This is a genomic window from Spiroplasma endosymbiont of Cantharis lateralis, from assembly GCF_964030855.1.
Taxonomy (GTDB): Bacteria; Bacillota_I; Bacilli_A; order Mycoplasmatales; family Mycoplasmataceae; genus Spiroplasma_A.
Genome location: NZ_CAXIQF010000008.1, coordinates 213,075 through 231,105, shown reverse-complemented (window position 1 = coordinate 231,105; position 18,031 = coordinate 213,075). Strand labels below are relative to the sequence as shown.

General features: G+C 30.1%; 24 protein-coding genes and 1 pseudogene. All 25 read left to right on the top strand.

Going from position 1 to position 18,031, the window contains the following annotated elements; translation table 4 throughout:
* The 25 genes and pseudogenes from AAHM99_RS03380 to AAHM99_RS03260 all read left to right on the top strand — a co-directional run bounded on the left by AAHM99_RS03380 (nucleotide 1) and on the right by AAHM99_RS03260 (nucleotide 18,028).
* A complete protein-coding gene (locus AAHM99_RS03380; protein ID WP_342275320.1) occupies nucleotides 1-4,263 on the top strand; it encodes an FtsX-like permease family protein in 4,263 nt (1,420 codons plus the stop codon).
* Nucleotides 4,264-4,435: 172 nt separating this feature from the next.
* Nucleotides 4,436-4,732, top strand: a complete 297-nt coding sequence (locus AAHM99_RS03375; RefSeq protein WP_342274827.1) for a transposase — start codon at nucleotides 4,436-4,438, stop codon at nucleotides 4,730-4,732.
* A 278-nt stretch (nucleotides 4,733-5,010) separates the two neighbouring features.
* Complete coding sequence (locus AAHM99_RS03370) at nucleotides 5,011-5,574, top strand: DDE-type integrase/transposase/recombinase (protein ID WP_342275319.1); 564 nt, start codon at nucleotides 5,011-5,013, stop codon at nucleotides 5,572-5,574.
* A 163-nt stretch (nucleotides 5,575-5,737) separates the two neighbouring features.
* Nucleotides 5,738-6,046: a 30S ribosomal protein S10 gene (gene rpsJ, locus AAHM99_RS03365; protein WP_020834754.1), complete on the top strand. Its 309-nt coding sequence runs from the start codon at nucleotides 5,738-5,740 to the stop codon at nucleotides 6,044-6,046.
* 51 nt (nucleotides 6,047-6,097) lie between these two features.
* Nucleotides 6,098-6,823 carry a 50S ribosomal protein L3 gene (gene rplC, locus AAHM99_RS03360; RefSeq protein ID WP_425288799.1) on the top strand — a complete coding sequence of 242 codons (726 nt, stop codon included), beginning with the start codon at nucleotides 6,098-6,100 and terminating at the stop codon, nucleotides 6,821-6,823.
* 19 nt (nucleotides 6,824-6,842) lie between these two features.
* A complete protein-coding gene (gene rplD / locus AAHM99_RS03355; RefSeq protein WP_342258806.1) occupies nucleotides 6,843-7,469 on the top strand; it encodes a 50S ribosomal protein L4 in 627 nt (208 codons plus the stop codon).
* Entirely contained in the window at nucleotides 7,469-7,753 is a 285-nt protein-coding gene (rplW, locus tag AAHM99_RS03350) for a 50S ribosomal protein L23 (protein ID WP_339030104.1), read from the top strand. Before rplD ends, rplW begins: the two co-directional genes overlap by 1 nt.
* A 59-nt stretch (nucleotides 7,754-7,812) precedes the next feature.
* Nucleotides 7,813-8,655: a 50S ribosomal protein L2 gene (gene rplB / locus AAHM99_RS03345; RefSeq protein ID WP_342258807.1), complete on the top strand. Its 843-nt coding sequence runs from the start codon at nucleotides 7,813-7,815 to the stop codon at nucleotides 8,653-8,655.
* A 12-nt stretch (nucleotides 8,656-8,667) separates the two neighbouring features.
* Nucleotides 8,668-8,937: a 30S ribosomal protein S19 gene (gene rpsS / locus AAHM99_RS03340; protein WP_339030108.1), complete on the top strand. Its 270-nt coding sequence runs from the start codon at nucleotides 8,668-8,670 to the stop codon at nucleotides 8,935-8,937.
* A gap of 26 nt (nucleotides 8,938-8,963) precedes the next feature.
* Nucleotides 8,964-9,299, top strand: a complete 336-nt coding sequence (rplV, locus tag AAHM99_RS03335) for a 50S ribosomal protein L22 (protein WP_339030110.1) — start codon at nucleotides 8,964-8,966, stop codon at nucleotides 9,297-9,299.
* A 16-nt stretch (nucleotides 9,300-9,315) separates the two neighbouring features.
* The gene (gene rpsC / locus AAHM99_RS03330) at nucleotides 9,316-10,023 is read left to right on the top strand and encodes a 30S ribosomal protein S3 (protein WP_342275318.1); all 708 of its coding nucleotides are present in this window, start codon (nucleotides 9,316-9,318) and stop codon (nucleotides 10,021-10,023) included.
* 2 nt (nucleotides 10,024-10,025) lie between these two features.
* On the top strand, nucleotides 10,026-10,439 hold the full coding sequence (gene rplP, locus AAHM99_RS03325) for a 50S ribosomal protein L16 (RefSeq protein WP_053946583.1): 414 nt from the start codon (nucleotides 10,026-10,028) through the stop codon (nucleotides 10,437-10,439).
* 20 nt (nucleotides 10,440-10,459) lie between these two features.
* Nucleotides 10,460-10,843 (top strand): annotated as a pseudogene (rpmC, locus tag AAHM99_RS05655) (50S ribosomal protein L29); the annotation flags it as partial.
* An 884-nt stretch (nucleotides 10,844-11,727) separates the two neighbouring features.
* Entirely contained in the window at nucleotides 11,728-11,985 is a 258-nt protein-coding gene (rpsQ, locus tag AAHM99_RS03315) for a 30S ribosomal protein S17 (protein ID WP_339030116.1), read from the top strand.
* Between the two features lie 18 nt (nucleotides 11,986-12,003).
* Nucleotides 12,004-12,372 (top strand): 50S ribosomal protein L14, encoded by a 369-nt coding sequence (gene rplN, locus AAHM99_RS03310; protein WP_053946581.1) that lies wholly within the window; start codon nucleotides 12,004-12,006, stop codon nucleotides 12,370-12,372.
* Between the two features lie 13 nt (nucleotides 12,373-12,385).
* Nucleotides 12,386-12,703 carry a 50S ribosomal protein L24 gene (gene rplX, locus AAHM99_RS03305; protein ID WP_339034008.1) on the top strand — a complete coding sequence of 106 codons (318 nt, stop codon included), beginning with the start codon at nucleotides 12,386-12,388 and terminating at the stop codon, nucleotides 12,701-12,703.
* A 17-nt stretch (nucleotides 12,704-12,720) separates the two neighbouring features.
* Nucleotides 12,721-13,275: a 50S ribosomal protein L5 gene (rplE, locus tag AAHM99_RS03300; protein WP_342258811.1), complete on the top strand. Its 555-nt coding sequence runs from the start codon at nucleotides 12,721-12,723 to the stop codon at nucleotides 13,273-13,275.
* 19 nt (nucleotides 13,276-13,294) lie between these two features.
* Entirely contained in the window at nucleotides 13,295-13,480 is a 186-nt protein-coding gene (locus AAHM99_RS03295; protein WP_053946578.1) for a type Z 30S ribosomal protein S14, read from the top strand.
* An 18-nt stretch (nucleotides 13,481-13,498) separates the two neighbouring features.
* Nucleotides 13,499-13,888 carry a 30S ribosomal protein S8 gene (rpsH, locus tag AAHM99_RS03290; protein ID WP_342258812.1) on the top strand — a complete coding sequence of 130 codons (390 nt, stop codon included), beginning with the start codon at nucleotides 13,499-13,501 and terminating at the stop codon, nucleotides 13,886-13,888.
* Nucleotides 13,889-13,904: 16 nt separating this feature from the next.
* The gene (gene rplF, locus AAHM99_RS03285) at nucleotides 13,905-14,447 is read left to right on the top strand and encodes a 50S ribosomal protein L6 (protein ID WP_342275316.1); all 543 of its coding nucleotides are present in this window, start codon (nucleotides 13,905-13,907) and stop codon (nucleotides 14,445-14,447) included.
* Between the two features lie 23 nt (nucleotides 14,448-14,470).
* Nucleotides 14,471-14,821 carry a 50S ribosomal protein L18 gene (gene rplR / locus AAHM99_RS03280; RefSeq protein WP_339030127.1) on the top strand — a complete coding sequence of 117 codons (351 nt, stop codon included), beginning with the start codon at nucleotides 14,471-14,473 and terminating at the stop codon, nucleotides 14,819-14,821.
* 17 nt (nucleotides 14,822-14,838) lie between these two features.
* Nucleotides 14,839-15,489: a 30S ribosomal protein S5 gene (gene rpsE, locus AAHM99_RS03275; RefSeq protein WP_342258814.1), complete on the top strand. Its 651-nt coding sequence runs from the start codon at nucleotides 14,839-14,841 to the stop codon at nucleotides 15,487-15,489.
* A gap of 16 nt (nucleotides 15,490-15,505) precedes the next feature.
* The gene (gene rplO / locus AAHM99_RS03270) at nucleotides 15,506-15,943 is read left to right on the top strand and encodes a 50S ribosomal protein L15 (protein ID WP_053946574.1); all 438 of its coding nucleotides are present in this window, start codon (nucleotides 15,506-15,508) and stop codon (nucleotides 15,941-15,943) included.
* Nucleotides 15,944-17,374: a preprotein translocase subunit SecY gene (gene secY / locus AAHM99_RS03265; protein ID WP_342258815.1), complete on the top strand. Its 1,431-nt coding sequence runs from the start codon at nucleotides 15,944-15,946 to the stop codon at nucleotides 17,372-17,374.
* Nucleotides 17,375-17,392: 18 nt separating this feature from the next.
* A complete protein-coding gene (locus tag AAHM99_RS03260; protein WP_342275315.1) occupies nucleotides 17,393-18,028 on the top strand; it encodes an adenylate kinase in 636 nt (211 codons plus the stop codon).
* Nucleotides 18,029-18,031 lie beyond the last annotated feature (3 nt).

Here is an 18,031-nt window from a genome sequence, read left to right as displayed (position 1 = left end):
ATGCTTTTATTTAAAAATGGTTTAAGAAAATTATTAAAAGATTATATCCAGTTTGGGATATATTTAGTACTTATTACAATCGCTGTTATATTTACGTCCACTTTTGGTATTGTTTCTTCAAATTTAATTGGTACAAATAATAATATAAATAGAAATTTTGAAAAGTTTGATTATTCTTTTAGATACACATCTAGTGCTTATAAATCTAATGATACACAAACTTTTACTCCGTGATTTGCATTTAATACAGAATTAGTTGAAGATAAAAGTGGTAACTTTTTTCCAACACTTCGTTTTGGAGAAAATGAAATATTAAAGAGATATGAATTTATTGAAGGCTGTGATAATTATCAAAATCAATGTTATGAATCTTCTATTTTTGAAGATAAGAATAAGAAACATATAAATTTTCACTTTGGTGATGTAGAGTCAAATTTGGAGATTAATAATAGTAATAAAAAGTATTTACCAAATGAAAATCAAGCTATAACAAACTTTACAATTGAACAAAAGATAGAAGTAGTTAGGAAAGCTGAATTTGGAGATTTATATAAATTTAACAAAAAAGCAAAAAATTTTGAAAACTCATTAATTGGAGAATTATACAAAAAACATAATTATTTTGAAGATAAGGAATTGACTGAGGATGCTAAAAAAACGGCTCTAAATATCTTTGAATATATGTTTTACTTAAATAATTCTGTGCTAACAGATATTATAAAAAAAGATATTATTGAAATTTATAATAATTCAGATAATAAAAAAGAAGAAATTGAACTAAGTATTAATAAGGGAATTGGTTTTATTGATAAAAACAATAATTATATATTTTCATTGATTGAACCAAAACTTAATGGTGAAAATGATATTCAAGAGAATAACCTTCTTAAAGAAAGAGCTAGTTTTTACATTAAAAAATTTGACTCAAAAACTTTATTTAAAACCAGTTATAACATTAATGGTTATCAGATTTTAAGTAATAATATTACTCATAGAGACTGATTTATAAATTATTTTAGTTTGTTAGGAAACTTATCAAATTTTAAGGTAAGGTCAACTAATGAGGCAGTAAAATGAGACTCCAGTGGAAAAAAATTTAGGTATATTTCAGCATTTTATAATACTCTTAAAAAAGATAGTGATAGTTATAATGTTCATTTTTATAATGATGATATATTTAATTTATATAAAAAAACTTATAGAGAAGACAGTTTTACATCAAATTCATTTGTAGTTTCCAATGGATATGCAAAATATAATAAAATGGAACTGGGTAAAAGTTATGATATAAATCTTAAAAATAATAAGGGATCATATGTAATGGATGGTATTGGTGTGGATTCATTAAATGTTTATCCAACGATATATGAAGAGGATTTATTAACAGACCAAAAAAATGAAGCAATTTTTTATATAAGTAACTCGGCATTTGAGCAAGAGTTTAATAAAGATGCAGGAGAAACTAGTTATCAAGATGTTAGTCGTACATATTTAACTTATGAAAATTCTGATAAAAAAAACATGGATAATGATATAAAATTGTTTCAAACTTATTTTGCGGATAATGTTTTAAATTTAGGAAAAATTACTGAGAAAATAGAAAATAAAGATTATTCTGAAAATTTATCAAGATCTAATATCGAATCATACAATGATACAACATTAGTAAATATGAGAAGTAGTTTATTTCCAGGTGTTGTTAAAGCATTTTATTCATTAGCAATAGTTTTCTGTATTATTTTTGCAAGTGCTTTGGCTTTTGTTGTATACAATATATTTAAAAGGGTTTTGGCTTCACAAAGAAGTCAAATAGGTAATTTAAAAGCTTTGGGAGTTTCAAACTCAAAAATAATAATTAACTATATTTTATATATGACTTTTCCTATTTTAATACTTGTTCCAATTGGATGATTTATTAGTTTATTCTTACAAGGTTCTTTAATTGGAATTTTTGAGAGATACTTTAATATTCCATCTGTATTCTTAATTGATTGGAAGTTATTACTAGTTGAGCTATTTTCTTTTTTAGGAATTGTAAGTTTAATGGTATTTTTTACAAGTTATTTTACTGTAAAACAATCCCCCCTTATCTTATTAGCACCAAGCAAAAGTCATAAACCCAATATATTTTTATCAAAAAGTTTTTCAAAAATAAAGGGAATTAGTTTTACTTCAAAATTAAGATTGGTAATATTGTCAACTGCTATAAAAGATTTAGTAGTTTTCTTTACAATATTATTATTCTCAAGCTCAGTAATAACTTTAGCTTCTGTGGCACCAAATACTATGAAAAATATGTCAAATGAGTTTTACAAAAGCATTAAATACAATAATGATTTTACTTATTCAAAAATAGTTGTAAATAATCCTATAACAAGATACTCATTCTATCAAATGGATGAAGATAACAAAAGTAAAAGTAATTTAGAGGCATCTTTATTTAATACTTTCATAAAGGTTAAAGAAGAGGATTATAGAACATTATTGGAAGTTGATATTTGAAAGGGGGATAATGGCCTAGCATTTAAGAAAAACTTTGAGGATATATTATTTAATAATTTATTGCCTTTTAAAGGAGCAGTTTTATCAACAGGTGTAATGGATGAACTAGTAAAAATAGAGTCAGAGATTATTAAAAATGATAAAATTGTAGAGAAAAATTTTAATAATATTTCTTGTCAAGTAATTCCTACATTATTTGGTCAAGCTCCTATTAGTGATATTAATGATTATAATGATTGTATAAAAAGTGTTTCTAATAATATTCTTCCTTCTACTATAAAAGAACTTTGAGATAAAGACGATAAAGAGTTTAAAAATTTCTCATTTAATTTTTCTACTATCTCAGTTGATAAAGAATTAGATCAAATGTATACAAGAGTTGAATCAACTATTGATAATAATAATCAAGCAAAATACACAGTTTATGGTTTGGATTTAATAGAGGAAAGCTCAAAAAATTTATTAATAAAAAATGAAAATAAAATTAAATATAATAGCTCTTTAGACTATATTCCAGTTTTAATTAATAAAAAGGGAGAGTTAGAGGGATTAAAAGTTGGTAATGAGTTTAATTTAAAAACTTCACAAAATTTATTAGCAACTGTAGGTGAAAATAGCTCAATAAACGAATTAGACTCTAGTTTATGAAAATTCAAAGATAAAAATCTCTTTGAAATGGATTTAGATAAGTTCACTTATGCTATCAACCATGACTTTTATTTTAAAAATGGTAGTATTTATGAGCCTTATTACAATATGGCAGATATTCAATTGTCACTTCCAAAAAAATTGCTTAATCAGGAATTGTTTGATGAAGTTAATGATGAGTATCAACAATATTCAAATAAGGATTTAAACTCAATTTATAGAGAAGATTCGGATAATTATATTGTTAATCCTTTTGATATCTATAAATATGAAGATGGTGTTCCAACTGAAATAGGGATAGAAACCTTGTTAGGGGGAACAAATAGCTGATTAAATATTGCACTAAAAAAAGGTTTATTAGTAAATAAAATTGTGGACTCTGCACCAAGAAAAGCAAAAGTTGTAGGAGTAGAGGAATTGTATGATGGAAATAAATTGTACATGGATCAATTATATGCCAATGAGCTAATGGGTGTAAAAGAAGGTTTTGATACTAGAAGAGAGTTTGAGAATGGTTCTTCAGTAAATATTTGAAGTAATGCTAAAATGAGTTCAAATATACAAAATGCTGATCAAATGCAAAGAATTTTATTATCACCATTTAATGCAAATAATGCAACTGATGGATTTGCAAAATACATGGACCAATCAATTGGTTATACAGACTATATTCAAATGAAAAAAATGGCTATGAGTAATCTTATTACTTCAGTAATATCTATCTCTGTTATATTTGTTTCATTATCATTAATAACAGCTATTATTATAATTTATCTAATTACTGAAATGTTTATAGGAAGATATAAGCGATTTATGAGCTATATGCGAATTCAAGGATATTCAATGAGAGAAATTAACTCTATTATTATGTGAATATTCTTACCTATAGCTGCAATTGGTGTGGCATTGGGAATAACAATTATTTGACTTTTAATAAGTTATTTAGTCCCTCAAATACTGCTTTCACTTGATATTGCAGTGCCAATGATAATGGGTTGAACAATTATGCCTATTGTCTTTATTGTAGGATTAGCAATATTCTTATTAGGTTATACAGTAATTATGTTATCTATTAGAAGAGTTAAATTAGCTTCTTTAATAGGAAATGAGTAGACATTAAAAATCGACTTTGGTCGATTTTTCTCATTTTAAAAGTTAATAAAATGAAAAATTAATCTAAATTGCTATTATTTAATTAATTTGTAGTGTAACCTTTTTTCGGACACATTTTAAAAATACTTTATATATTGATATAAAATATTTGTGAACGAAGAGAGGTTTTATTTTGACTAAGTATTCAATCGATCAAAAAATTGAATTAGTATTAAATTTTTATAAATCAAATTTGTTATTATCACAATATTCAAAAGCAGTAGGAATTGATAAATCAAGATTAAAAAACTGAATAAAAACCTATGATGAAAATGGAAGAAGTGGCTTCAAAAAGTCCTTTAAAGCAAATAATGAGGAGATTATAAATTTAAAAAAAGGGCTTAAAAAATCAAAAAGAGAAAGTGAAGATTTAAAATTAAGAGATGAAATGTTTAAAGAATTAAGAGAATTGATTGATAGAAAGAAGTAAATAAGTGAGAGTTAAACACATTTAAATCAAAAGTAGTTTATAACTTTACAATTAAAAACCCAAATATTGCAATTAGAAGACTTTGTAGACTAATTGATCTAGCAAAAAGTACTTACTATGATTGAATATCAAAAGGTAAACCAAAAATTAAGGCTATTAATTGAGATTTGGTTTTGAGAATTAATGATGTTTATAAAAATGAAGTTAAAATCTATGGATCTAGAAGATTATTGAAGTATTTAAATTTAAATTGTAGTCATAAAAAAGTTCTGCGAATAATGAAGTTTCTAAAGTTAAAACCTAATAACTATAAAATACAAAAGAATAAATCAGTTACTCCAGAAAAAATTGGTAAGTATCCTAGATTATTTAAATATCAAACAGATTCGAAAAATTATGGAGATATTTTCTCTGTAGATATTACAGAGAAAATAATAGCAGGATGCAAACTATATACTTGCGCTTTTTATCATGTAAACACTAAAAAAGTTTATGGTTTGGTAACTAAAAATATTAAAGGTATGAAATTAGTATTAGAGTCATTTTTTAATATGATTAATGAGTTTGGAACATTTAAACCAAACTCAATTATTCACTCTGATAACGGTTCAGAATTTAAATCTTATCAATATCGTTTAGCTACAATGTGATTTGATTTTGGTTTAAGTATGTCTAGAATAGGCAGATCAACGGACAATGGATATATTGAAGGTTTTTGAAGCACTCTTAAAAGAGAAGCAATCAAGGAAGGTTATAAATACAATGTTGTAAATGAATATATTTATAATTTGAAAATGTATCAATATTTTTATAATACTAATAGAGTTAGTTATAAAATATAGGTGTCCGAAAAAAAGGAACAGTACAATTATTTAATTAATTTAATCTTTTTTAATTTTCTTATTGCTTTTCCATTAATGTTGTGTGATAATTGGAAAGCATGTATATTTTATGTTCATTTAGACAACACACTGGAAAGGGTTGTCAATGTTGAAGGAGGACCTAATGGCTCAACAAAAAATAAAAATAAAATTAAAAGGTTACGACCACGCTATTGTTGATCAATCAATTGCAAAAATTATTGAAGCAGCTGAATCAACTGGAGCTAAAGTTCGTGGACCAATTCCATTACCAACAGAAAAGCAAATTATAACAATATTAAGAGCTACTCATAAATATAAAGATAGTAGAGAGCAGTTCGAAATGAGAACACATAAAAGAATACTTGAGATAGTTGAACCAACACCAAAAACAATGGACTCATTAACAAGAGTTCAATTACCAACTGGTGTTAACATCGAAATTAAATTATAGTAGACGATCAAGATATACATGAACATCATAAAAAAAACAGGAGGAAATATCATGAAAGGAATCTTAGGACGTAAGTTAGAGATGACTCAAATCTTTAGTGAAAATGGTAAATTAATTCCGGTCACTGTTATTGCAGTAGAACAAAACACAGTTTTACAAGTAAAATCAGTAGAAAAAGACGGATACCAAGCATTAAAATTGGGAACAATCGATAAAAGAGCTAACTTATTTAATAAACCAGATATGGGTCAATTTAAAAAAGTTAACTCAGAACCTAAGCGCTTCGTAAAAGAAATCAGAGATATGGAAGGATACGAAACTGGTGCAGTAATTAATGCAGCCGACGTATTCAACGCTGGTGAATTTGTGGACGTTACAGGTATATCAAAAGGTAAAGGATTTGCAGGAGCAATTAAAAGACATAATTATTCAAGAGGACCAATGGGTCACGGGTCAGGATATCACAGAGGTATCGGGTCAATGGGAGCAATTATTAACAGAATCTTCAAATCTAAAAAAATGGCAGGTCACATGGGACATGAACAAGTGACAATCCAAAACTTAGAAGTAGTAAAAATTGATGCTGAAAAAAATTTAGTTTTAGTTAAAGGATCTGTTCCGGGTCCAAGAAAAGGCTTTGTTGTAATTAAACAAAACGTTAAAGGTAGAAAAGCGCAAGAGGCTGTTTCATTGTTATCAAGAAACACTGCTACTAAAGCTGTAGTTGAACCAACTCCAGCTCCTGTAGTTGAAGAAACAGCTCCTGCAGCTGAATAATTAGGGGGAAAGAATTAACATGAAAGCAAAAGTTTTAGATGTTAAGGGAACATCTCTTAAAGAAATTACATTAAACGATAAAGTTTGAGGTGTAGAGCCTCATCAACAAGCTATTTTTGATACAGTTGTTTCACAACAAGCTGCATTAAGACAAGGAACAAGAAAAACAAAAACTAGAGCAGAAGTACGTGGTGGAGGTAGAAAACCTTGAAGACAAAAAGGTACAGGACGTGCCCGTCAAGGATCAATTAGATCTCCACAATGAAGAGGTGGGGGAATTGTATTTGGTCCTACACCAAACATTAACTACAAAAAAGCTGTAAATAAAAAAGTTAGACAATTAGCAATTAGAAGTGCTTTAAGTATTAAAGCTAAAGAATTAAATTTAGTAATTTTAGATAAATTTGCATTCTCAAAACCTTCAACAAAAGAAATGCTAAGTGTTATGAAAAATATTAAAATTGAAGATCAAAAGACATTAATAGTAACTAAAGAACACGAAGAAATAGTTGTTAAATCAGCAGGTAACATTCCAGGAGTTAAAACATTAGACTTCCAAAAAATGAATATATTTGATTTATTAAATGCAACTAAATTGGTTGTTACTGAAGAAACTGTTAATAAAATCGAGGAGGTGTATGCATAATGCATTTAACACAAGTTATTAAAAAACCTTTGTTAACTGAAAAGACTTATTTAGGTCAACAAAATGGTGCGTACACATTCATTGTTGATAAAAAAGCTAACAAAACTCTAATTAAAAAAACATTCGAAGAAATATTTAAAGTCAAAGTTAAAGATGTAAGAACTATGAACTATGACGGAAAAGAAAAAAGAATGGGTAAATATGTTGGAACAAAAGCATCTTTTAAAAAAGCTGTAATAGTATTAAAAGATGGAGAAACATTAGATATCTTATCAGACTTATAAAATTAAGAAATTAATTATTAAGAGATGGAAAAGATTAGGCGAAAACAGGAGGATATATTATGCCAATCAAAAAATATAAGCCTACGACCAACGGTCGTAGAAACATGACTAGCTTAGATTATAGTATCCTTACAACTTCAAAGCCGGAAGGTTCATTAGTTTCAAAACTAAATGAAAAGGCTGGAAGAAATAATCACGGTCAAATAACTACTCGCCATAAAGGTGGAGGACATAAAAGAAAATATCGTATCATCGATTTCAAACGTAATAAATTAGATATTGCTGGAAAAATCGCAACTATTGAATATGATCCAAACAGAAATTCATTTATTTGTTTAGTAAATTATATCGATGGGGAAAAAAGATACATCTTATTTGCAAAAGGAATGCAAGTAGGACAAGAAGTAATTTCTAGTGAAAATGCAGATATCAAAACTGGTAATGCAGCACCACTAAAAAATATTCCTGAAGGAACATTAATTCACAATGTTGAATTAAGACCAGGAAAAGGTGGACAAATCGCACGTAGTGCAGGAAGTTCAGTACAAATTTTAGGTAAAGATGAAGAAGGTAAATACATCACTTTACGTTTAGGTTCAGGAGAAGTTAGAAAAGTACTTGCCGAATGTTATGCAACAATTGGTGAAGTAGGAAATGAAGAATATAATTTAGTAAACTGAGGAAAAGCTGGAAGAAATCGTTGAAGGGGAATTAGACCAACTGTTCGTGGTTCTGTTATGAACCCAATCGATCACCCTCACGGAGGGGGAGAAGGTCGTGCTCCAATTGGACGTAAAGCTCCATTAACACCATGAGGTAAAAAAGCTCTTGGTGTAAAAACACGTGATAAAAAGAAAGCTTCTACTAAATTAATAGTAAGAAGAAGAAATGATAACAAATAGGAGGATTATGAAATGTCAAGATCATTAAAAAAAGGTCCCTTTGCAGATGACTATTTAATTAAAAAAGTTGAAGCAATAGGTGAAAAAAAAGAAATTATTAAAACTTGATCACGTCGTTCAACAATCTTTCCAAGCTTTGTTGGTCACACATTTGGAGTTTACAACGGAAAAGAATTTATCACAGTTTATGTTACAGAAGATATGGTAGGTCACAAATTAGGAGAATTTTCACCAACACGTAAGTTTGGTGGTCATGGTGATGATAAGAAAAAGAAAAAATAATCATTAGGAAATAGGAGTTTCAAAATATGGAAGCAAAAGCAAAATTAACAATGATTAGAATCTCACCAAGAAAAGTTAGACTAGTAGCGGACACTATCAGAAGTAAAAAAATATCAGAAGCTGTAGCAATTCTTCAAAACCAAGACAAAAGATCTTCAGAACCAGTATTAAAATTATTAAACTCAGCTGTAGCAAATGCTGTTAACAATAACGGTATGGAAGCTGATCAATTATTTGTTAAAACAATCTTCGTAAATGAAGGACCAACATTAAAACGTTTTAGACCAAGAGCTCACGGAAGAGCTTATGAAATTTTGAAAAGAACTAGCCATATTACAATAGTGGTTAGCGACGAAAGATAGAAGGGAATTATAGAGTATGGGACAAAAAGTATCTCCAAATGTTTTACGAATAGGTATTATTAGAGGTTGAGATAACCGCTGATATGCTGAAAAAGGTGAATATGTTAAGTGATTGCATCAAGATATCAAAATTAGAAAAGCTGTTGAAAAACAATTAAAAAACGCTGCTGTTTCAAAAATTGAAATCGAAAGAACTAAAAAAGAAATCACTCTAGTAATTCGTTCTGCACGTCCAGCTATTGTTCTTGGACAAGAAGGTAAAAATGTTGAAAATATCGTTTTAACAGTTAGAAAAACAATAAAAGATAGAAAAGCTGATGTAAAGGTTAAAGTAATTGAAATAAAAAATCCAGATGTTGATGCAAAATTGGTTGCACAATTTATTGGAGAACAAATTACAAATCGTGCATCATTTAGAACTGTACAAAAATTAGCTATTAGAAAAGCTTTAAAAGCTGGAGCTAAAGGAATTAAAACTGCAGTTTCTGGAAGACTTGGAGGAGTTGAAATGGCTCGTACTGAAGGTTACCTTGAAGGTTCAGTACCATTATCAACTTTAAGAAGTGATATTGATTATGCTCTATATGAAGCAAGAACTACATATGGACAAATCGGGGTTAAGGTTTGAATTAACCACGGGGAAATTATAGGAAAACAAAACCAAAGCAATTCGAAAGCGATTGAGGACAAAAAACCTCAAAGAACACCAAGGGAGGTTAAATAGTTATGTTAATGCCCAAAAGAGTTAAATTCCGTCGTCCTCACAGAGTGAGTTACGAAGGAAAAGCAAAAGGTGGAAAATTTATCGCATTTGGTGAGTACGGATTGATGTCATTAGATGGTAATTGAATTACTTCAAGACAGATAGAAGCGGCTCGTATTGCTATGACACGTTATATGAAACGTTTTGGTAAAGTTTGAATTAGAATATTCCCTCATATGGCAATAACTAAAAAGCCATTAGAAGTACGTATGGGTTCAGGGAAAGGATCTCCTGAAGAATGAGTAGCAGTTGTTAAAACTGGCCAATTCATGTTTGAAGTTGGTGGAGTTTCAGAAGAAGTTGCTCGTGAAGCCTTACGTTTAGCAATGCATAAATTACCAGTGCGTTGCAAAATCGTTAAGAGAGGTGATGAATAATGTCTAAAGCAGTAGACTTCATGATAGAATTAAGAACAAAATCAGTGGAAGATTTAATCAAACTTGGTGAAGATCGCCGTGCTGAATTATTCGCTCTTAAATTTCAAGCTGCTGTAGGTAGTTTAGAACAAACTCACAGAATCCCTTCACTTAGAAAAGACATTGCAAGAATTGAAATGTTATTAGGTGAAAGAAGATCAGCTGGAGAAGAAATAAATAAAACTATTAAAGCAGATTATTCAAAAGCAGTTGTTGAAGCTGAAAAAGCTGGTAAAGAAGTGCGTAAAAAACATAAGGACATGATTGAAAAACTTCAACAAGAGCAATTTGGAACTGGAGAACAAGTTTCAGAGGATGCAATTATGACAGCAATGCAAAATGCAACTGAGGAACCAAAAGAACCAATTGAAATAGAAGTTAAAGAAGAAAAACCAGCTCCTGCTCCTAAAAAGGAAGTAGTTGTTGAACCTAAACCAGCTCCTACTCCTAAAAAGGAAGTAGTTGTTGAACCTAAACCAGCTCCTGCTCCTAAAAAAGAAGTAGTTGTTGAACCTAAACCAGCTCCTGCTCCTAAAAAAGAAGTAGTTGTTGAACCTAAACCAGCTCCTGCTCCTAAAAAAGAAGTAGTTGTTGAACCTAAACCAGCTCCTGCTCCTAAAAAAGAAGTGGTTGCTAAACCTAAACCAGCTCCTACTCCTAAAAAGGAAGTAGTTGCTAAACCTAAACCAGCTCCTGCTCCTAAAAAAGAAGTAGTTGCTAAACCTAAACCAGCTCCTGCTCCTAAAAAGGAAGTAGTTGCTAAACCTAAACCAGCTCCTGCTCCTAAAAAGGAAGTGGTTGCTAAACCTAAACCAGCTCCTGCTCCTAAAAAAGAAGTAGTTGCTAAACCTAAACCAGCTCCTGCTCCTAAAAAGGAAGTGGTTGCTAAACCTAAACCTAAACCAGCTCCTGCTCCTAAAAAGGAAGTGGTTGCTAAACCTAAACCAGCTAGTACAAAAGTAAGTAGCAAAGTTGTTCCAGCTGGAGAAGCAAAAGCAACTGGAAAAGGAAAAGCATCATTAAAAGATGTGAATATTAAATCAGCTAAGGTTGGGGTAATTAAAGGTGATCGTATTGAAGGTATTGACTTGAAACTTTCAAAAAAACCAGCTAATGCTAAAACATATACATTTGGATCAAATGTAGTAGAAGCAAGAAGACAAATTGAAGAAGCTAATAAAAAATTAGCTGAAAGAAAAGCAGCTAAGCAACAAGCAGCAAGATCATTAATTAAAGGAGCTAAATAACCATGGAAAGAAATTTAAGAAAAACTTATACTGGTAGAGTAGTTTCAGACAAAATGGATAAAACTATTACCGTATTAGTTGAAACATATAAAAACCACCCAATTTACAAGAAGCGTGTTAAGTATTCAAAAAAATACAAAGCGCACGATGAAAATTCGAGTGCTCAAATGGGAGACAGAGTTGAAATTATGGAAACTCGCCCAATGAGTAAAACTAAAAACTTTAGACTTGTTAGAGTTGTTGAAAAAGCAATTATTTAATTTAAGAGGTACGACAGAATGATACAAAATGAATCAAGATTAAAAGTCGCTGATAACTCAGGTGCTAAAGAAATATTAGTTATTCGTAATTTAGGTGGAAGTGTTAGAAAATTCACAAATATTGGTGATATTGTTGTTGCAACTGTTAAATCAGCAGCTCCTGGTGGAACTGTTAAAAAAGGTCAAGTTATTAAAGCTGTTATTGTTAGAACTGTAAGAGGTTTAAGAAGAGCTGATGGTACATACATTAAGTTTTCTGAAAATGCTGCAGTAATCATCAAAGATGATAAAACACCAAGAGGTACTCGTATCTTTGGTCCAATCGCACGTGAAGTAAAGGATGCTGGATTTGCAAAAATTGCCTCTCTAGCTCCCGAAGTGCTATAGAAGGAGAACTTTTATGAATAAATCAAAAATCTTAAGAGGAGATGTTGTAAAAGTTATCGCCGGAAATCACAAAGGAAAAATTGGACCAGTAGTTAAAGTATCAAAGGATAAAAAAAGAGTTTACGTTGAAGGAATTGTTGCAATAAAACATGCTAAACCTTCACAAACAGATCAAGAAGGTGGAATGAAAGAAATACCTGCATCAGTAGATATTTCAAATGTTTCATTGGTTGATCCAAAAAATAAAAATGGCTTTACAAAAATTGGATACAAAATTGCAGATGGAAAAAAAGTTAGAATTGCTAAAAAATCTGGCGTAGAAGTTAAATAGGGAAGGGATAAGTTAATATGGCAAAAGCAAATGTTAATAGATTAGAACAAAAATATAAAGAAAAAATCGTCCCAGAATTATTTAAAGAAAAGCAATACAAATCAATCATGCAAGTTCCAAAAATAGCAAAAGTCGTTATCAACATGGGTATTGGAGATGCTGTACAAGACACTAAGAAATTAGATGATGCAGTAATCGAATTACAACAAATTACAGGACAAAAACCTCTTGTAACTAAGGCTAAAAAATCTTTAGCTGTATTCAAATTGCGTGAAGGTATGCCAATTGGAGCAAAAGTTACTTTAAGAGGAAAAAGAATGTATGAATTTTTAGATAAATTAATTTCAGTTGCGTTACCACGTGTGCGTGACTTTAGAGGGGTACCAAAAACTAGTTTTGATAAACAAGGAAACTACACAATGGGTATCAAAGAACAAATCATCTTTCCCGAAATAGACTATGATAAAGTTAAAAAAGTTCGTGGAATGGATATCACAATAGTTACAACAGCAAACCAAAAGGACGATGCATTCTCATTATTACAAAAAATAGGAATGCCCTTCGTTAAGTAATTGAGGAGAATAGGATAAAATGGCAAAAAAATCATTAAAAGTAAAACAAGCAAAAGTCCAAAAATTCAAAGTTAGAGAATACACACGTTGTGGGAATTGTGGTAGACCACATTCAGTTTTGAAAAAATTTAATCTATGCCGTGTATGCTTCAGAGATTTAGCATACAAAGGTCAAATCCCTGGTATTAAGAAAGCTTCATGATAGTGAAAGGAAAAAGAAATTATGACAACAGATGTAATCGCAGATATGCTTACTAGAATTAGAAATGCAAACCAACGTTTTCACAAAGACGTTCTAATTCCAGGAAGCAAAGTAAAATTAGAAATAGCAAACATTCTTAAAAAAGAAGGTTTCATCGAAGACTTCAAAGTTGCAGATGACTTTAAGAAAGACATTACTATAAGCTTAAAATACAAGGGAAAAATTAGAGTTATTAAAGGATTAAAAAGAATTTCAAAACCAGGATTAAGAGTTTACTCAAATTCTCATGACTTACCTCAAGTATTAAACGGTTTGGGTATTGCAATAGTTTCAACTTCAAACGGAATAATGACAGATAAGGAAGCTCGTCACCAAAACATTGGTGGAGAGGTTCTAGCATTTGTTTGATAAGGAGAGGAATTAATATATGTCACGTATAGGAAACAGAGTATTAAGTATTCCCGCCGGAGTAGAGGTTAAAGTTGAAACAAATAACGTTGTAACTATAAAAGGATCAAAAGGTGAATTAATTCAAACTTTCAGCCCTTTAATTGAAATTAAAGTTGAAGGTAGTGAATTACAAACTCTTAGAAAAAACGAACAAAAACACACAAAACAATTACATGGAACTACAAACTCATTAATTAAAGGAATGTTAACTGGAGTTAGTGAAGGATTTGTAAAAGAGCTTGAAATTGTTGGGGTTGGTTATCGTGCAGCATTAGCTGGCAATAAAATCAACTTATCATTAGGGTTTTCACACCCTGTAGAATACGAAGTTCCAAAAGGAATTTTAGTAGAAATCCCAAAACCAACAGAAATTAAAATATCAGGAATTGATAAACAATTAGTTGGAGAAGTAGCAGCAAATATTAGAGCATATAGAAGACCAGAACCTTATAAAGGTAAGGGTGTTAAATACAAAGATGAAAAAATCATTAGAAAAGAAGGTAAAGCAGCTGGTAAGTAGGCTGTTGCTAAGGAGAAGTAAATATGAAATACACTAAAGCAGAAGCTAGAAAAAGAAGACACTATCGAGTAAGAAATAAAGTGTCTGGAACTAGTGCTAAACCAAGATTAAATGTATTTAAATCAAACTCATACTTCTATGCTCAAATAATTGATGATGCAAGTGGTGTTACATTAGTATCATCATCTTCAATAAAAATGGGATTTAAAAACGGACGTAACGTTGATGCAGCTAAAGCTGTGGGAAAAGATATTGCTGAAAAAGCAAAAAGTAAAAAAATAACTAATGTAGTATTTGATAGAGGTGGATATTTATTCCATGGTAAAGTAAAAGCTTTTGCAGAATCTGCAAAAGAAAATGGTATGAAATTCTAGAAGGAGATTAAGAAAAAATGACAGAAGAAACAAAAGTTGTTAAAACTGAATCAACTCCAAAAGTAGATTCAAGCAACCAAGACAAAAGAGAAACTAGACCAAACAATAACAATAACAATAGACCTAACGGACAAAGAAGAGATCCAAAATTCAACAGAAACAGAGAAGACAACCCTTATGAAGAAAGAGTTGTTACTATCAACCGTGTTACAAAAGTTACAAAAGGTGGACGTAGATTCAGATTTGCAGCAGTTGTAGTTATTGGTGATAAAAAAGGTAGAGTTGGGTTAGGAACAGGAAAAGCTAACGAAGTACCAGATGCAATTAAGAAAGCTATTAAAGAAGCAAGAAAATCTTTAATTAGAATTCCATTAGCAGGTTCTACAGTACCTCATGATGTTATGGGACATTATGGTGCTGGAAAAGTTATGATTAAGCCTGCAAGAAAAGGTACAGGAGTTATTGCTGGTGGTCCAGTTCGTGCTGTTGTTGAATTAGCTGGAATTTCAGATATCTATACAAAATCATTGGGATCAAATACACCTATCAATATGATAAGAGCTACATTAGAAGGTTTACAACAAATGCAAACACCAGAACAAATTGCAAGATTACGTGGAACTCAAGTTGAAGTTAAAAAAGAAACTAAAGAAGCTACAATAGCTTAAGAAGGAGTAATTATTTATGAAATTACATGAATTAAAATCTACACCAGGAAGTAAAAAAGACTCAACACGTGTTGGTCGTGGTATGGCTTCTGGTAAAGGTAAAACATCAACTAGAGGACATAAAGGTCAAAATTCACGTTCTGGTGGAGGGGTAAGACCTGGATTTGAAGGGGGACAAACTCCTTTATTCAGAAGATTACCTAAAATAGGTTTTACAAGCTTAAACAGAAAAGAGTTTGTATTAATTAATTTAGATAAATTAGAAACATTAGGGTTAACTGAAGTAAATCACAAAACTTTAATGGAGAAAAAAATTATTAAAAATGAAAAAACATTAGTAAAAGTACTAGGAAATGGTAAAATTACTAAGTCAATAAAAGTTAAAGTAAATAAAGTATCAAAAAGCGCTGAAGAGTTAATCAAAGCTGCTGGTGGTACTATAGAGGTGATTTAGGTGGCTGCTAAAGTTAATAAAACTAAAAAGGCTAAAAAAACTAAATATAAAAACGAATTCGCTAAAGGTGGCTTCTTTGTTAGAAACAAAGACCTTGTTAAACGAATCGTTTTTACTTTAATAGTATTAATAATAATTAGAATGGGGACTTTATTAACAGTTCCTGGAGTTCAAGTTTCTGCAAACTTTAAAGAATCAGTTGGCAATCAAGACTTTTTCCAATTGCTATCAACTTTAGGGGGGGGAAGTATTGGACAATTCTCAATATTGGCATTAGGTGTTTCACCTTATATTACGGCTTCAATTATTGTTCAATTGCTTTCAACTGATGTTATTCCTGTTTTAACAAGATGAAGTAAATCTGGTGAAAGAGGAAGAAGAAAATTAGATAGGTTAACCAAGTTATTAGCAATTCCATTTGCTTTAATGCAATCTGTAGCTACAATCTTTACATTAACAAGTCAAGGACTAATTGATGCTAAATGAGGTACAAATGCACAAGGAACTGGACCTGCATGATTTTATTACATATTAGTACCAACAGTAATGCTTGGTGGAACATTCTTAATGTTATGAATTTCAGATCAAATAACAATTAAAGGTATTGGTAACGGGGTTTCAATTATTATCTTTACAGGTATTGTTTCACAAATGCCAAATAACTTTACAAACACATTTAAATTCTGAGTTGAAGTAAAAGGAGAATCAACAATTCTATTTGATGGATTATTGAAATTCCTAATATATATTATTTCATTCTTGTTAGTTATTTTTGTTGTTGTATTAATGAATGAAGCTGAAAGAAAAATTCCAATTCAACAAACTGGTGCGGGATTAGTTGATACAAAAGATCACACCCCATATCTGCCATTGAAATTAAATAATGCAGGGGTTATTCCAGTTATTTTTGCCTCAGCTATAATTTCAACGCCAATGACAGTTGCTCAAATTATTGCAGCTACAAACCCAAATAATGGTTTTGTGTTGTTTACACAAAACTACTTATCATTTGGTACTTGGTGAGGAATTGCAATTTATGGAATACTAACAATTCTATTTACTTTCCTTTATGCACAAGTACAAATTAATCCTGAAAAAATTACAGAAAACTTTAAAAAATCTGGGACATTTATTCCAGGAATTAAACCCGGAAAAGAAACTGAAAAATTCTTGTCAGGGGTAATTAATAGATTAAGTATTATTGGAGCATTATTCCTTGCAGGAATTGCAGTTCTTCCTTATGTAATTTCAAAAATTACAGCTTTACCATCTCACTTAGCTATTGGGGGAACCGGTTTAATAATTGTAATATCAGTTGCAATTCAAACTGTTCAGCAATTAAAAGGTAGATTGATTCAACAATCATTCTTGGATAAAAAACAAGATAAATTTAGTGAAAATGAATCTGCCTATAATTCACATATTTGATAATAAGGAGAAATAGCAATTATGAATATAATTTTACTTGGTGCTCCAGGTAGTGGTAAAGGAACTCTTTCAGAGTTTCTTTGTGAGAAAAAGGCTTTTACACAACTTTCAACTGGTGATTTATTTAGAGATAATATTCTAAATAAAACTGAATTAGGTTTAAAAGCTCAAGAGTTTATAAATAAGGGAAAGTTAGTTCCAGATTCAATAACAAACTCAATGGTTGAAAAATATCTTAAAGATAAAAAACAGGATTTAATTTTTGATGGTTTTCCAAGAACAGATGATCAAGCTTTAGCTTTGGACAAAATGTTAGAAAAATTGGATGAAAAAATTGATCAAGTGGTTTACTTAGATATTGATGAAAGCACTTTAATGGGTCGTTTAACAGGAAGAATGATTTGTCAAATTTGCAAAAGAAGTTATCATAGAATAACTAGAAAACCTTTAAAAGAAGGAATTTGTGATTTTGATAATGGAGCTTTAATTGTGCGCCCTGATGATCAAGAAGATAAAATAAAAATAAGATTAGAAGCATATCATAATCAAACAGCACCATTAATAAAATTTTATAAAGATAAAATAATTAAAATTGATGCTGACAATTGTTCACCTGAAGAACTTTATATTAGAGTAGAAAAAGTTTTGGGTTTTTAATAA